Here is a 16,480-nt window from a genome sequence, read left to right on the forward strand (position 1 = left end):
CTAGCCTAAAGCACGTTTTTGTCGAAGAAAGGTGCAAGAAACCCCCAAGCAATGTCTTAGTATATCGGAATAAATATTTAGGATGAATATCAATATACAACTAGATGCAATTAACTGTCAGTATAAAATGAATTGACAGTATTCAATATGATTGATTCTGGGTAGTTCGATTTTTTTTAAAACCTTTTTATATCAGATTATCTTAATTCAATTTATTAGATATTTCCCAGCAGAATTATATAAATGAATAGTATAAAAACTCAAAAAGGGGATGTACAAATAAGACATATAAAAAACCCTAACTATTTACTAATCAATAGTTAGGGTTTTTTATATGGATAATAAGTTGGATACTTTAGACTAATTCTTACTGCATTGAGACGCAGCCATTGATTAATGCTTCAATATTTTTATTCATAGCAGTCTAATTCATTTTCTAACTTTAAGTTTTAGTTATTAATTAGTTGTAAATTTTCTATATAGCTTTTATCCGCATCTAAGCCAAAAGCCTTAAATATCTCTCGTTTTATAGCAAGGTTGGCTGGATTTCTTAGATCAAACTGGGTGTCGTATTTTGCGGCTTCACTCTGCCAATATGGGAGATTCGAGTTTGCCTTGATACAGTCTTCAAGGCTATCGGTATCCAAACCAAAGCCCGAATCCTCTTTGCGATACGGATTTTCTTCATAGCCCAGATAAAGGCTGTCATCTTCATGTAGGAGATAGCGATCAAACACTTGCACATCTAGGGTACGAAACAGCATCCCATATTGAAGATAAACTGTTCGTGGTGAGTCACTACTAATACTTTTACTATAAGAAATCAGCATATCGTACTCCTGTGCTTGTAAAGGAAAATGACCAATTATTGGATTTTGTCCGTAGTAAAAATGGTTATCCATGATAATTTGAGAAGGTAGCGCAGGTGTTTGAGCAAGTGTTTGTAAATCTACGTTTTGAGTATTGCTTATTTTATGGTATATCTTGACAAGAAGACATTTTCCCATGAGATTCGTCAATCCAAAGTGCTCGTCACGCTTTATTTTATTGGTTTTAATCTGCTTTTGAACATCAAGGAGGATACGCCCAAAACCCCATTGTTTTCTTCCAATCTTGAAAGTAAAAAAGTCACCCTCAGCATACTTACAGTGCTGTCGATGGGCTTGGCTAAATTGTTTAATCGCTTCTAACTCTTGAGGAGTGGTATCCGCGATCCATTGGTCTAACCACAGCGGTAGGTCTTTTAGCTTTTGATTGGGCAGCTGTTCGCTGTAAAATGAGGTCTGAGTGGTATAGTTTGACAGCGTTAGGTATTCATTCCAAAAGGAAAAATAAACACCAATACCTTTAAAGGATTGAGAGGCCGTAAAATTGAGCTTTTTGCTCTTGCCTTTAGCTGTTTTAGGCAAGAGGATACTTCGATTCACTGCTGTTTTTTCATTAAGACTACGCTCAGTATAGCCTTGTTCTCCCACGCTTATTTCTTTGCGTATCGTATCTCCCTCAAAGTAATAATATTTGTCAAACAACGAAACGCGTTCCCAATGGGGTTCAACTAGTTCAAGGCCTAAATAAGTACGTTGTTCATTTGAAAGTTCAAAAGTTGGAGTATCCATTCTTTTTCGAATTAATATTTTATTTCTTAGACTTTTCGTAAAAATAAAGATAAAAAAGAAGGTATACCAAGGATTAAATATAAAATGAGGAATCTATATATATTAAAATTAGATATAATCTCTCAAAGTGTGTAGTCTACTGTTCATATTAATATAAAATCGCTTCAAAATAAATATGAATGTAAAAGTATCCCCAGAATAAAAGCGTACAAATCCGAGTATAAAAAAAGCCTAACTATTTACTTATCAATAGTTAGGCTTTTGTTTCTGTGGAGTCGCCGAGAATCGAACTCGGGTCCAAACAAGCAATCAGAAAGCTTTCTACACGCTTAGTTTTTTATTAGATTTTCGACCGTTGGCTTGGCAAAAAACAGCCACCAAAAGCTTAGTTTCTAAAATGTCAAGATGCTAGCGAAACAATAGACATCTCTAGGTTTATTTTACGGTTCCCCTTGACAAAGCGCCACAAACCAAGGCTCTTAAGGAGAATTCAGCTCTTCCACCTGGTGGAAACTAAAGGCAATCTTACTATAATTCAGATTAAGCAGCTAAAGCGTAGTTATTTTCGCCGTTTAAAAAGTTCGTTAGATGATATTTACGAGCAACCTAACAACGCTCGACGTGCTTACTAACTAATTCCACTCGCTGTCAAAACCGATCGACCCCATAGTGTTTTAGTTATCTAAACTTGTGCAAAAATACATTGTTTTTTACTGTTTTCAAAGTATTGCCAAGTAATATATTTTATAATAAAACAATTTTCTCACTAATATACTCTATAATAGTTTATTACTTTTTTGGTTATATTATAAAATGTACATTTTTAACTACAAGAATATGGCTTTTTTTAAAAGCAATTAATTATTTATTCAGAAATAATTCTATATTTGGAGAACCAAGAAAACCTATAAAAAACCAAACAAACTATTATTATGAAAATTGGAATTATTAAGGAGCGGAAGAACCCTCCTGATAGACGCGTTGTGCTTTGTCCTAAACAAGCAAAAAATGCCTTAGCAGCATATAATCAGCTTAGTATAGCTATAGAGCCGTCAGATATCAGGATTTTTTCAGATAAGCAATACATGGATGAAAACTTAGAAGTTAATTCAGATATGGATTCATGTGATATATTACTGGGGGTAAAAGAAGTTCCTGTCCAAGCACTTATACCAAATAAAACTTATATCTTCTTTTCGCACACAATAAAGAAACAAGAACACAATCGCAAGCTACTTCAAGCTTGTTTAGAGAAGAACATAAGATTAATGGATCACGAAACATTTGTTGATCAAAACAATAAGAGGATTATTGGTTTTGGTCGTTATGCTGGAATAGTTGGAGCATACAATACATTACGCGCATTTGGACTAAAGTATGAATTGTACAATATCGCAAAAGCGGAAACACTACTACACAAAGAAGATTTAGTTCACCGTTTAAAGAAGCAATTTTTTCCACCTATTAAAATCGTTGTTACCGGATCAGGTAAAGTTGCTAATGGCATTATAGAGATACTCGATGCTATTAAGATAAAAAGAGTGTCTCCAGAGCACTTTTTGAATCAAAAATACGATAGAGCTGTTTATACTCAAATCGGAGTTACTGACTATTATAAGAGAATAGACGGAAGTCCTGCTATCAAAGAAGATTTTTATGCTGATCCTGAACTTTTTGAGAGTGATTTTGAAAAGTACAGTAGAGTTTCTGATATTCTTATCACAGGCCACTTTTTTAAGAAGGGTTCTCCTGCAATACTTACCAAAGAAATGCTAAACTCAGCGCATAATCAAATAAAAGTAGTAGGGGATGTTTCCTGTGACGTAGATCACGGACCTATTGCTTCTACTTTAAGAGCCTCAACTGTTGCAGATCCTTTCTATGGATATCACCCAGGTAAAAATATAGAGGTAGAATTTGATCACCCAGCTGCTATTACCGTAATGGCTATAGATAACCTTCCTTGTGAATTGCCAAAAGATTCCAGTGAGGGATTTGGGGAGATTTTTGTTCGAGAAATTTTACCTGCTTTTTTTAATGGAGATAAAGACCAAATATTGGAAAAATCAACCATAACTAAAGACGGCAAACTAACACAGAAGTTTAGTTACCTTCAAGATTTTGTAGATGATAAAGAATAGATGTTAAATAAAAAGCCTTATGAAGATGTTTCATAAGGCTTTCTTTATTTTATTGAAGTTTTGTTTTACGCTTATTAAATAACGTTGTTGGAATATGTAGATTTATTTTAGTAGAATCATTTAATTCCTTTCTCTTATTTGAAATATTTGTACTGATTTTTAGAATTTTTTCAGACAATTGAGCCAACCACATTAGCTGTTCAATCACTAAAATAGATTCTTCCATTAAGTTTTTTATTTCCTCATCATCTGAATACTTTTTCTTTAATTCATATTCCCTTAAGTTTTTCAGGTATTCAAGACTGACATTATAGCTCGCAAGGATAGAATCTGTCACTAAATTTTCATGCAAATTAGCTACATTATATTGTTCTAAATACTCCACAGACATATCTAAGTTCTTATCAATATAATCCATAACAATATTAAAAGCTTCCGAAGCCTTAGTGGTGTGTTTGTGTTGAACATAGATACCAATAGAGGCTGCTGTTGATAAAAAAGTGTGATTAAGTACTGCTAATTCGTATATTTCAGATCGTAGAGTCTGCTTAGATTTAGGTTCTTGTATCATTCTTTGGAACGATGCCATTAAATTTCCTATTTCAATAAAAGCGTATTTACGAGCTAATTTATAAGGGAGGGTAACTTCACCTTTCTCATTATATAGTAAAGTAATCTCTTTCACATAATCTTTATTTGCTTTTACAGATTTAGAAAGATGTGTATTGACATTTAAAAACTCCCATGAAGGCCATAATAGATAATTTGCTCCAAAAGCTAAAACAGCCCCAATTACAGTATCTACAATTCTATAGAGTAATAAATCCATAAAATTTGGTGTCAATATAGCATAGATGAGTACAACGTACATGGTAATGAAGGTAACACCTACTTTATAATCAGTATGAGAAAACCAATACCCTATAATCATGGTAAAAATTGTTAAGTAGGCAATTACTGATACATTGTCTATAAATAACAATAATCCCAAGGCAAGTAATCCCCCTATAACTGTACCTATAACGCGTTCAAAGGCGCGCTGTTTGGTCAATCCAAAACCAGGTCTCATGATTACCACAATGGTTAATAAAATCCAATATGCGTTTAATAAAGCAAAAGCTTTACCTATAATAAAACCAACTAAAATGGTTAGTGTTAATCTTGTTGCATGTCTAAAGATCGTTGAAGTAAAGTTTAAGTTTTCTCTCAAAGTCTCCCAACGGTAGTGAACTGGAGTAAGGAACTTTTCCAAATCTTTAAACTTCTCTTTTACATCTGTAGTAAAAGCTTTTTCAATTAGAATCTTCTCTAAGATATGGATTTTAGCAATTTGGCTTTGAGCATAATGAAGAACATTAGAATACATCAGTACTGCTTCCATTTTATTCTCAGAGGTATTTTCTGTTGAAAACTCACTTAATTTGTTTTGTAATAATTCAATTTGTTGGTCTAACTTATACTTTGGTTGATACTTTAACCCCATATTTAACGCTTCACCTAACTCTTGAATTGTTAGAGAAAAGTCTTGAGCCAACTTTTGATAATCTTCGATAATATCAATTCTATCTTTAAAATACTCTCTTAATTTTTTGTGATCGAAAGAAGTAGAAGCTGCAATCTCTAATATTTCAACCAGGGTAGAGAATGCAACCAATAGGCGTCTATTATTTGAGGAGTTACTTGAGTTTGCTTTATTTCTGACTAAAAACTCACGTAAGTTTTCGTGTACTTCGTTCAGACTAACTTGAATTTTTAACTGTTCTTCAACTATCTTTTGAGTATCAGCTTTCTCAGACCACAGCATAGCGCGATACTTTAAGTAATCGGCTGTAAGTGTCATACATTCTGAAGTTTGTAAAACTCCATATCTACGAGGTCTAATAAAGTAAAAAATAACTGCAACCAATAAATAAAGCAATCCACCCAATAATAACATTAAACAGTGCATTAGTAAAGCATTTCCCTCATAGTTGTGAGCCAAACCTAAACTTGCTGCTAATAGGCCAGTAAAAGAGAGCATATTGGCACGATGTCCGTAAACGGAAATCATGCTTAAAGAAAATAGAATAAAGATAAAAATAGGGTAGAAGTACCAATGATTATTCGTTAGAGACAGCACAAGAGTAACAGCAGGGACAGTAAAAGCACCTACAAATAATCCGACTACCTTATCCTTTAAATTACTCGGAATATCTACTGGTGCGGTAAGCATGGCTCCCATAGCTGCAGCAAAGGCCCAGTTAAATTCTTTGTAAGGCATTAAAACCAAAAAAGGAATAACTGCTGATATTGTAATTTTTAATGAATCTCCAAGGTGTGAATTGTCTGTATATTTTCTTGCTTTAGTTAGCATAACTTGTTTGAGGTATTATAGCGTGAGTCTACTTTTTCAGTAAGCAAGATAAAACAATTTAAACATCAAAAATAATTTAGAAGATTATTTATTCGCTTATTTTTCCTTAATTTTGCTACTCAATTTTCGAGAAAAATAATAATTATGATATTGTCAGTAGTTGGGTATGGCGATCCTGTCTTAAGAAAAGTAGGAGAGAATATAACCCAAGATTACCCCGAATTAAAAGAGTTAGTGAATAATATGTACGAAACGATGTATTCTGCAAGTGGTGTTGGATTAGCTGCTCCACAAGTAGGACTACCTATTCGCCTATTTGTAATTGACGCAGCTCCTTTTGCTGAATTAGACGGGAATACAGAGGAAGAAGCAGCATTTTTAAAGACTTTAAAGAAAACATTCATCAATGCTAAGATCTTAAAAGAAGAAGGAGAAGAATGGGTGTTTAATGAAGGATGTTTAAGTATTCCAGATATACACGAAGGAGTTAAACGAAAAGAAAGAATCACCATAGAATATTATGATGAAAATTTCGTTAAACATGAAGAAGTATTTGACGGTTTAGCTGCAAGAGTTATTCAACATGAATACGATCACATTGAAGGTGTGCTGTTTACAGATAAACTTTCGACTTTAAAGAAGAAGCTTATTTCAAAAAAATTAAACAATATTTTGGAAGGTAAAATATTTACTGATTACAAAATGAAATTTGCTCAAAAAAAAGGTAGATAAATTAATTGGAAATTAACTAGTAATTAAGATATTTGTGCATCTTAATGTAAAAATTTAGAATAAAATGAGTTTAGAAAAAGTATTAGCTATTTCAGGAAAGCCAGGTTTATATGAGTTATTAGTGCAAACTCGCACAGGATTCGTAGCTGAATCAATAGCAGATGGGAAAAAAAGTACTGTAGGTTTAAGAAACAATGTTAGCTTGTTGTCTGAGATATCTATTTATACATACAATGATGAGATTAAATTATTTGATGTATTTAAAAATATTGCTACAAAAGAAAATAATGGAGAAGCTATTTCTCACAAAGCATCAAACCCAGAGTTAGTTGCTTACTTTAGAGAAGTTTTACCAGAATTTGACGAAGAAAGAGTATATGCTTCAGATATTAAAAAAGTATTAAACTGGTATAATATTCTTCAAAAAAGAGGAATGATTGCTGATGCTTTTAGCGCTGCAGAAAAGAAAGAAGAAGAAGAAGCTAAATAGTTTATTCTAAAATATAAATTTAAAGCTCGTAGATTTTATCTACGGGCTTTTATTTTTTAACTTGCTAGGTATAAAAACAAATTATGAACAATAGAAAAGAACAATTGGCCGCTGTTGAACGCCTTTTAGATATCATGGATGAATTAAGACTAAAATGTCCATGGGATGCTAAACAGACCTTTGAATCATTGAGAAATTTAACAATCGAAGAAGTTTATGAATTAACCGATAGCATTGATCAAAAAGATTATCCAGAGTTAAAAAAGGAGCTTGGAGATGTTTTAATGCACATTGTTTTTTATGCTAAGATAGGTAGTGAGCAAAACTTATTTGATATAGCAGATATAGCCAATAGCGTGTCTGATAAACTTGTTTATAGACACCCTCATATTTATTCTGATGTTGTAGTAGCTGATGAAAAGGAAGTAGAGTCGAATTGGGAAAAGCTAAAGCTCAAGGAAGGAAATAAATCTGTCTTAGGAGGTGTCCCTAAAGGTTTATCGGCAATGGTCAAAGCCTATAGAATACAAGACAAAACAAGTGGAGTAGGTTTTGATTGGCAGAACAAAGAAGATGTTTGGGCTAAGTTTGAAGAGGAAATCGAAGAATTTAAAGTAGAAGAGGTAAAAGGGGATAAAACACAAATGGAAGATGAATTTGGAGATATTTTATTCTCTTTGGTTAACTATGCGCGTTTTGTGAAAATAGATCCAGAACAAGCATTGGCTAAAGCGAATAACAAATTTATTAATCGTTTTCAAAAATTAGAACAACTTATTATCAAAGACAATAAAGTAATAAGTGACTTATCTGCTGAAGAACTAAATCAATATTGGATAGAAGTTAAGAAAATTGGTTTGTAACTTAAGATTCTTAATTTATTAAGTATAATAAACAAATATTAAAGTAACAATAGTATATAAAATAGAAAGTATCATTTTAGATGGCATATTGCTTGTGAGAACTGTAGTAACAGTAAAAACATGAAATTATGAAAAATCTAAACTTATTATCTGCTATTTTGCTATTTTGTTTTTTTAATATGCTTTTTTGTTATGGTCAGTCTGTTGATACCAAAAGGAATATAACTAAAAACTATGATCCCCAAGAAGCGGAGCTTGTTGCTAATTCCTTAAAAAGAAAGTCTAAGTATGCACGTACAAAAAAGCTGATAGCTATTTCTATTAATAAGCTTGACCCTTTCTTTATCAGTAGAAATGGAAGTTTTGCTGAATTAGTTTCAGTAGACGAATTTGGAAATCCAATTTATTATGAATCTACAAATTCTATCAATAGGGGTATTATTGGAATAGAATCTGTCCAACAAAAAGTATTTGAAGGCATTACTCTTTTAGGTCAGGATATGGAAATAGGCTTATGGGATGGGACTTTACCCTATAAGGAACACAGAGAATTTGAGAATATTCCAAATCGGATATTGTATAAAAATGCCTATCCGGATATCTTAGATAATCGCAATCAATTGTGGTCATATCAATACAGACAACAACATGCTACTCACATTGCTGGAACAATAGGAGCCTATGGAGTTAATCCTCAAAGTAAAGGGGTTGGAAGCGATTATATAATTCACGGTTATGATTGGTTAGATGATACCATTGAAATGCATTATGCCGCGCAGAATGGACTACTGGTTTCGAATCACTCTTATGGTTTAAGTTTCTTTAATTATTTCGGTAGTTTTATTTTAGATCCAAAAATAATTGGGGCATACTATGGACAAGCAAGTGATATTGATCGTATAACTTATGCTGCACCCAAGTATCAACCTGTGGTGTCTGCTGGAAATAATAGGGACGAGCATCGAAGAATTAACAAGAAAAATGGATTTGACATTCTTGTAAATAGAGCTGTTGCAAAGAATATAATCACAGTTGGGAATATTGACCGAGAGCTAAACAATGGTCAAATGGATATTGAGATAAGTAGTAGTTTCGGACCTACTAAGGATTTTAGAATCAAACCCGATATCGCTGCTCCTGGAACTAAAGTATATTCAAGTTTATCGCCCAATACAAAAGAGACTTTTGACAAAAAAGATAACCAAGTATATGGAGAACTTACAGGAACATCAATGGCTACTCCTCTTGTGGCTGCAACCATTGGCCTTTGGCAACAATGGTGTATCTTGAATACTAACAACGCTTATGATTCAGCTACAATGCGCGCTATTATGGCCAATAGTGCCACAAAGATGACACATTATAACGGAGAGTTACTTGCCCCAGGTCCTAATCCTATTTATGGATGGGGAATGATAGTATCCACCCTAGCAAGTACATCTTGTGAGGTATAAAAATTATTCTACAGCGTCAGAGATTGCCTTTTTATAGTTATGAGGATATAAATCTGTAATATTCTTATGATTGATAGATTGAATATTTTCTAGAACATATTTAAGCCATTGATATGGATTAACATCGTGTTTTTTGCAGTTAGCAAAAAAGGTATAAGCCATCGCTGCTCTTTGCGCTGCATCGTGTGATCCTGCGAACAAGTAATTTTTACGACCAAGCGCTACAGGTCTAATAGCGTTTTCTACAAGATTATTGTCAATCTGTAGATTTCCATCATATAAGTACGCACTAAGATTATCCCATCTAGTTTGAGAGTAAGCAAAGGCCTTGCCTATTTGACTTTTAGGAAGTGTAAGTTTCATTTGAACAAACATATACTTACCAAGTTCATTGATGATAGGTAAACTCTCTTTTAGACGAAGCTCTTTGATTTGATCAGGTGTTAAGTTTTGTTCCTTCGCCTTTTTTTCCACAGCATATAGTTTCTGTATTTCTATAAGTACATGCTGTGCTTTTGCGATTTTGTTGTCAAGAGCTCTTTCAAACTCACGACGAGCATGTGCCCAACAACCAAGATGCGTTACATCTGACTTAGCTCCATAGGCTTTGTATCCGCTATAACCATCGGTCTGCAGATATCCTTTGAAGTTTTCTAATACAGGTAGTGCAGCGCTACCACTACGTGTGGGACTGTAATTGAACATTACGAGTTTGGATATAGGTGCGTGATACACCCAATAATACCCAAGATGAGATTTATCTTTCTTTTTCTCATCTAAGACTTTGATGGTGGTTTCATCAACTTGAAGATATCCTTCATTTTTGATGTCCAGCAGAAGCTTTTCATATAGTGGTTTTAAAGCATCCATGCTTTGAGTTGCCCAGCCATCTATAGTAGAAGAAGCTATATCGATATTTTCTCTTGAAAAGCGTTGCTTCTGGCGATATAGTGGAAGGTGATCTACATACTTGTCAACAAGTATTGTAGATAATAATCCTTCTGAAGGTATTCCTTTATCTATAATTCGCTCTGGAAGCAATGCAATACTAATTTGAGTGTTGTCTTTATCTTTCGTGGCGTATTTATATCGGATGTACCGTTTGATTTTAAAGTAACCTGGAACATAATCTAACACATCTGTAGTTTCTTTACCAATGCAAATCTTATCAGATAAATCTCCCTCTGGGTAGATTTCTATTTCTTCTACTGGTAAATGATCAGGTAGTTTAGCTCTTCCTGGATGTTTTTTCTTCTGACGAGAATAAGTGATCTCTTGTTTGATTACTTCTTCTTGTTCTTCTAAGACTGCTTGCTGAACCTCTAAAGGTAACTGTGTTTGATTAGGGTCTTCGAAACGCTCGCGTTTTTGTCCAAATTGCATGCGTCGTAAAAGATCTACTAAGCGTTGGAGTTCTTGCTTTTCTTGTTCTAGCTTAGATGTCTTTTGCTCTAACTTAGATGTCTTTTGCTCTAACTTAGTATTTACTTTGTCTTGTTTGGAAATAGTCTTGGACTGCTTTTTTATAAGCGCCAAAAGTTGTTCTTTCGATAAGTTTTCTAAGTCTATTTCCATGAAGTAAAAATACGTCAAAAGCCTTAAATATACAAGGTTTTAACCTGTTTTACTTCAATGAAAAACGCCTTTTTTGGTTACTTTTGATAACCTGGATTCCCTCTACCATCAGTACTAAATCACTCCAACTTATTTGAGCTTTACTATGCGTGGGAAAAGCAAAAGTTCCTTGTTCTAAGCGTTTGTGGTATAGTACAAAGCCTCCTGCTTCCCAATGCAAGAGCTTCATTTGATTACAGCGTCTATTGATAAATATATAGACTCTCCCGTTATGAGCTACTTGATGAAGTTCATTCTGGACAAGTCCACAAAGGCTATCAAAACTCTTGCGCATATCACAAGCTTGTCTATACAAATGAAATTGATTAGAACTACTCAAACTAAACATTATACTAAGTTTACTAATGAATATAGTTCGCTAAGATTGTCTGTTTGTACACGTAGCTTTACACCATTGGGATATACGATTTCATATTCTTGACTATTGCTTACTTGGTCTTTTGTCACAGTTATAAAATTATTGTCTAATTGTGTTGACTCTGACTTTGCCTTATACTTAACCACCCAATAACTAAAGGTTGCTAATTTAATTCCTACACTTTCACAGTATCTTGATTGCGTTAATCCACTTGTTCTCCAATCCTCTACATGAGAATACATTATTTCTTGTTTGCTCATCTATTTATTATTTGAAACAAACTTACTACCTTAAGTTAGCTTATGAAATATGTGGTTGCTCGCGTGGATACGAATGATAAATGCTGCTAAAGGACTTGATATTTTAGAAAGATCCTATAGCGAAACAATTGTTATCGAAAGAACGCTAAACAACCAAGAAGAAAGCCTTATTTGGATAACAGGTAAGGATATTGTCAAAAACCTTAAAGCAACACTATCATGGACAGATCCTGCAGGAGAAGTAAGCATGAGTGACATATACTACGAAATATACAAGAACGCTTTAGTTAATGACCTGGATATGAGAATTGTTTCTGGTACTAAAGTTTATTCACCTTGGTACCTCAATAAGGATTTTAATAATCTAAAAGCACTTAAAGGAGATAATAACGTTGATAATATAGAGCAAATAGAAGAAGACTTATTACCTACTAAGACCTTCTTAGTTAGAATTACACATAAAGGCACCTTAGTTAATGACCAGCAAAGGTATTCATTAGTTGTAACAGCTGATACACCTTTAAAACTAACAAAAGTAACTTTCCCAATCGGTACAAAAGAAAGTAAAGCAAGTACAATAAAGCCTCTTCATTGGCCTAACCCTGTTGAAACTACGCTAAATATTCAAACTAACCTTGATACAGGCATTCATCAAGTATTAATTTACAACAATACTGGAAAATTAGTACTTAATCAAAACTTACAAGCTATCGATACAGTCTTACAGGTTGATTGTTCTCATTTAATAAAAGGCTCTTATATAGTTAAAGTTATCAATGAGATAGAAACAAAAGAATTCTTGATTATCAAGAAGTGATGTTTCAAAATTGGAAGTTATAAATAAACAAGGAATATAGAACAAAAGAGGCTGTCCATGGACAGCCTTTACTTATTTCTTAGATAAATCAACTTTACTTAATGGAACTATTTTCGTTTTGTATTTCAATTTATGATACAAATAGAAGAATAAGAAGAAAGGAATACCCATATAAGTAATAATAATTCCTTCAAGATCAAATACTCCTTCGAAAATAAGTTTAGAATCTTGCCCTATGATAACAAGTATACATAAGATCACTGCCAAGATAGGACCAAAGGGAAACCACTTAGCTTTGTATACAAGGTTATTTATATCTTTTCCTTGCTTCACATAAGCTCTGCGGAAACGGTAGTGACTAAGAGCAATACCAAGCCATGCAATAAACCCTGTTAATCCAGAGGCTGCTAATACATAATCTACCGCTTTGTCAAAATTAGCTTGCACTAAGAAGATTAGCAACACAACTAACGCTGTAGCACCAAGGGCCAAGATTGGTACTCCGTGTTTATTTGTTCCTTGAAAAGATTTATGAGCCATTCCGTCTTTTCCCATTGCATATAGCATACGAGTTGAAGCGTACATTCCCGAATTGCCTGCTGATAAAATAGAAGTAAGGATTACTGCATTCATCAAAGCGGCTGCAAAAGTCCAATGTGCCTTTTCAAATACCAATGTAAATGGCGATTTTGCAATCTCACTTACATCTGCTCCTAATAGTTGTGGGCTTGTATATGGGATTATCAAACCTATAACAAAGATGGCAAGAATATAGAAAATCAATATTCTCCAAAAGACTTGTTTGATTGCTTTAGGGATGTTCTTCTCCGGATCTTCAGATTCACCTGCTGTAATTCCAATTAGTTCAGTACCTTGAAAAGAGAATCCTGCGATTAAGAAAACACCTAATATGCTTAAAAATCTTCCTGAAAAGCCATCGCCTAATAAAGGAGCTTCTCCTAAAGTAAAATTCTTAAAGCCAATATATTCACCACCCATTATACCGAAGATTGTCAATAATCCGACTATTAAAAAGATAATAACGGTAACTACTTTAACAAAGGAAAACCAATATTCAGACTCACCATAAGCCTTTACTGATAACATATTTAATAATACGATTATACTAAAAAAGATTAGACTCCATCCCCAAGTAGGAATAAAGGTCATCGGTGCCCAATACGAAATAACAATGGCGGCGATAGATACATCAACAGCGACAGTAATAACCCAGTTGAACCAATAGTTCCAACCTAAAGCAAAACCAAGTGAAGGATCCACATACCTGGCTGCATATGTACTAAAAGAACCCGATACTGGTAGATAAGTTGCCATCTCACCTAAAGAGGTCATTAAAAAGTAAACCATTAGGCCAATAGCAGCATAAGCTATCAAAGCTCCACCAGGTCCTGCTGAACGTATAGCTTCGCCACTTGCCATAAATAAACCTGTACCTATACATCCTCCAATGGCTATCATTGAGAGGTGTCTTGCTTTTAATCCTCTTTTTACTGTATTATTAGTGCTCATTATTTAATTTGTTTGCGGGCAAAGTTAAATATTAAAAATTCAATATAACACATAAAATCATAAATATCATTTTGAAAACAAACCATATTATTATTCAAAACGCATATTTAAAGACAAATATCAAAATAGAAAGTAAATTATATTCTACATATTGACTATTAAAACAAAAATAGTTCGGCACGGTGGTGATAATACAGAATAATATTTGCTTTTAAGATTATCTTTAAAATAAACTTTTTTAACCTCTAATTATTAATAATAGAGAAGACACAACATCTCTTATCTGTATTTAAAACTCAATTTGACTTTTAATTCTATTGAATGAGTTCGATAAAAAGTGTGAATAAAATGATAAATTATTGACTTAATAGTATTCAAAGTCATTGAAACTCAAAGTTTATAAGTACTTTGCGTGTTTTAGTTGTATTTAAAAATAGCATTAACAATGCCTTTTATTATTGACTAAAGCTGTTTTTAGGTCTATTAAAATTAGAAGAATAGTTCTAAAAGTTGTATTTTTGCCCCGTTTTATTCTTAACAACACAACAAATTAAAATCTAAATGAAACAAACAAAGTATATTTTTGTTACTGGAGGAGTTACATCTTCACTAGGTAAAGGAATTATTGCAGCGTCCCTTGCTAAACTATTACAAGCGAGAGGGTATTCGGCTACTATTCAAAAGTTTGACCCATATATTAATGTTGATCCAGGAACACTTAATCCTTATGAACATGGGGAGTGCTTTGTTACAGATGATGGAGCTGAGACAGATTTAGATTTAGGGCATTATGAAAGATTCTTAAATGTACCTACATCACAGGCTAATAATGTTACAACAGGGCGTGTATATCTTTCTGTAATAGAGAAGGAGAGAAGAGGTGAGTTTTTAGGTAAGACTGTACAAGTAGTCCCTCATATTACAAATGAGATTAAAGAACGCATGCAGCTTTTAGGCAAATCAGGAGATTACGATATCGTAATTACTGAGATTGGTGGTACAGTAGGAGATATTGAATCGCTACCTTATATAGAGTCTGTACGTCAGTTATTATGGGAATTAGGAGACAATAATGCAATTGTTGTTCACTTGACATTAGTGCCTTATTTGGCTGCAGCTGGTGAACTTAAAACGAAACCAACTCAACACTCAGTAAAAACACTGATGGAAAGTGGTATTAAAGCAGATATTCTTGTTTGTCGTACTGAGCACAACTTAACTACAGAAATACGTCAAAAATTAGCACAATTTTGCAACGTAAAACCTGAAGCAGTTATCCAGTCTATTGATGCAGACACCATTTATGAAGTGCCAAACTTAATGCTTCAAGAAGGTTTAGATAAAGTAGCACTTAAGAAATTAGATCTACCTGAGAAGACTACACCTGATTTAATTAAGTGGAATGAGTTTTTACATAGATTAAAAAACCCAAAACACGTAGTAAATATTGGTTTAGTTGGTAAGTATGTTGAACTACAAGATTCATATAAGTCAATCTTAGAAGCTTTAGTACACGGTGGAGCAGAGAACCAAAGTAAAGTGAATATTATTTCTATTCAATCTGATAATATCAATGCTAATAATGTAAGTGAAAAGTTGAATAACTTAGATGCTGTATTAGTAGCACCTGGTTTTGGTTCAAGAGGAATTGAAGGAAAGATAGAGACAGTAAAATTTGTTAGAGAAAATAAAATACCTTTCTTGGGAATTTGTTTGGGAATGCAGATGGCTGTCATAGAATATGCTCGCAATGTATTAGGATTTGCTGGAGCAAATACTACAGAAGTGAATGAAAGTACTCAGTATCCAGTGATTACTTTTATGGAAGAACAAAAAAATATTACAGATAAAGGAGGTACAATGCGTCTTGGAGGATGGGATTGTAAATTAAAAGAAGATTCTAAAGTATTTAATATCTATGGTGAGAGTTTAATTAACGAACGTCACCGTCATAGATATGAATTTAATAACCAATACTTAGAAGAATTCGAAAAAGGTGGTATGACAGCAGCTGGATGGAATCCTGAAACAGGATTAGTAGAAGTTGTTGAGATAGAAAATCACCCGTTTTTTATTGGTGTACAATTTCACCCAGAATACAAAAGTACTGTGGCAAAACCACATCCTTTATTCGTTAGTTTTGTGAAAGCAGCAATTGAGAACAAGAAATAATATTCTACTCTTAATTCGCTCTTTAGATAGATAATTACAAAAATCATTTGATCAATTAC

General features: G+C 33.4%; 13 protein-coding genes and 1 other RNA gene. 7 read left to right on the plus strand and 7 right to left on the minus strand.

The features are described 5' to 3' along the window. Positions 1 to 449 precede the first annotated feature (449 nt). Both NWE55_RS15230 and ssrA read right to left on the minus strand, forming a co-directional pair. Positions 450 to 1,616, minus strand: a complete 1,167-nt coding sequence (locus NWE55_RS15230; RefSeq protein ID WP_155091476.1) for an immunity 26/phosphotriesterase HocA family protein — start codon at positions 1,614 to 1,616, stop codon at positions 450 to 452. Between the two features lie 267 nt (positions 1,617 to 1,883). Beyond that, positions 1,884 to 2,282, minus strand: a transfer-messenger RNA (tmRNA) gene (ssrA, locus tag NWE55_RS15235). A gap of 266 nt (positions 2,283 to 2,548) precedes the next feature. Between ssrA and NWE55_RS15240 the strand changes: the two genes are divergently transcribed. Next, positions 2,549 to 3,757: an NAD(P)-dependent oxidoreductase gene (locus NWE55_RS15240; protein WP_155091477.1), complete on the plus strand. Its 1,209-nt coding sequence runs from the start codon at positions 2,549 to 2,551 to the stop codon at positions 3,755 to 3,757. 49 nt (positions 3,758 to 3,806) lie between these two features. Here the strand turns inward: NWE55_RS15240 and NWE55_RS15245 are convergent, their stop codons facing one another. Then, positions 3,807 to 6,110 (minus strand): FUSC family protein, encoded by a 2,304-nt coding sequence (locus NWE55_RS15245; RefSeq protein WP_155091478.1) that lies wholly within the window; start codon positions 6,108 to 6,110, stop codon positions 3,807 to 3,809. 144 nt (positions 6,111 to 6,254) lie between these two features. Here NWE55_RS15245 and def point away from each other — a divergent pair, with 144 nt between their 5' ends. The 4 genes from def (at position 6,255) to NWE55_RS15265 (ending at position 9,649) form a co-directional block, all read left to right on the plus strand. Continuing rightward, entirely contained in the window at positions 6,255 to 6,842 is a 588-nt protein-coding gene (gene def / locus NWE55_RS15250) for a peptide deformylase (RefSeq protein ID WP_155091479.1), read from the plus strand. A gap of 64 nt (positions 6,843 to 6,906) precedes the next feature. Next, entirely contained in the window at positions 6,907 to 7,332 is a 426-nt protein-coding gene (locus NWE55_RS15255; RefSeq protein WP_155091480.1) for a DUF5606 family protein, read from the plus strand. Between the two features lie 83 nt (positions 7,333 to 7,415). Beyond that, a complete protein-coding gene (gene mazG / locus NWE55_RS15260; RefSeq protein ID WP_155091481.1) occupies positions 7,416 to 8,195 on the plus strand; it encodes a nucleoside triphosphate pyrophosphohydrolase in 780 nt (259 codons plus the stop codon). Between the two features lie 128 nt (positions 8,196 to 8,323). Further along, on the plus strand, positions 8,324 to 9,649 hold the full coding sequence (locus NWE55_RS15265) for a S8 family serine peptidase (RefSeq protein WP_258204376.1): 1,326 nt from the start codon (positions 8,324 to 8,326) through the stop codon (positions 9,647 to 9,649). A 3-nt stretch (positions 9,650 to 9,652) separates the two neighbouring features. On the opposite strand, the gene tnpC is transcribed toward NWE55_RS15265, so the two are convergent. Genes tnpC through tnpA form a run of 3 tightly spaced genes read right to left on the minus strand, consistent with a single transcriptional unit; the run spans position 9,653 to position 11,902 of the window. Beyond that, positions 9,653 to 11,224, minus strand: a complete 1,572-nt coding sequence (gene tnpC, locus NWE55_RS15270) for an IS66 family transposase (protein WP_258204377.1) — start codon at positions 11,222 to 11,224, stop codon at positions 9,653 to 9,655. A gap of 49 nt (positions 11,225 to 11,273) precedes the next feature. Then, positions 11,274 to 11,612 carry an IS66 family insertion sequence element accessory protein TnpB gene (tnpB, locus tag NWE55_RS15275; RefSeq protein WP_258204378.1) on the minus strand — a complete coding sequence of 113 codons (339 nt, stop codon included), beginning with the start codon at positions 11,610 to 11,612 and terminating at the stop codon, positions 11,274 to 11,276. Beyond that, complete coding sequence (gene tnpA / locus NWE55_RS15280; RefSeq protein ID WP_258204220.1) at positions 11,612 to 11,902, minus strand: IS66 family insertion sequence element accessory protein TnpA; 291 nt, start codon at positions 11,900 to 11,902, stop codon at positions 11,612 to 11,614. Before tnpA ends, tnpB begins: the two co-directional genes overlap by 1 nt. A 49-nt stretch (positions 11,903 to 11,951) precedes the next feature. On the opposite strand from tnpA, the gene NWE55_RS15285 reads away from it, so the two are divergent. Beyond that, positions 11,952 to 12,719 (plus strand): T9SS type A sorting domain-containing protein, encoded by a 768-nt coding sequence (locus NWE55_RS15285; RefSeq protein WP_258204379.1) that lies wholly within the window; start codon positions 11,952 to 11,954, stop codon positions 12,717 to 12,719. A 72-nt stretch (positions 12,720 to 12,791) separates the two neighbouring features. Here NWE55_RS15285 and NWE55_RS15290 read toward each other — a convergent pair whose 3' ends face one another. Then, positions 12,792 to 14,249, minus strand: a complete 1,458-nt coding sequence (locus NWE55_RS15290; RefSeq protein ID WP_208103218.1) for an amino acid permease — start codon at positions 14,247 to 14,249, stop codon at positions 12,792 to 12,794. A gap of 561 nt (positions 14,250 to 14,810) precedes the next feature. On the opposite strand from NWE55_RS15290, the gene pyrG reads away from it, so the two are divergent. Continuing rightward, entirely contained in the window at positions 14,811 to 16,421 is a 1,611-nt protein-coding gene (gene pyrG, locus NWE55_RS15295; RefSeq protein WP_155091483.1) for a CTP synthase, read from the plus strand. The last annotated feature ends 59 nt before the right edge of the window (positions 16,422 to 16,480 follow it).

This window comes from Myroides albus, from assembly GCF_024722315.1.
Taxonomy (GTDB): Bacteria; Bacteroidota; Bacteroidia; order Flavobacteriales; family Flavobacteriaceae; genus Flavobacterium; species Flavobacterium album_A.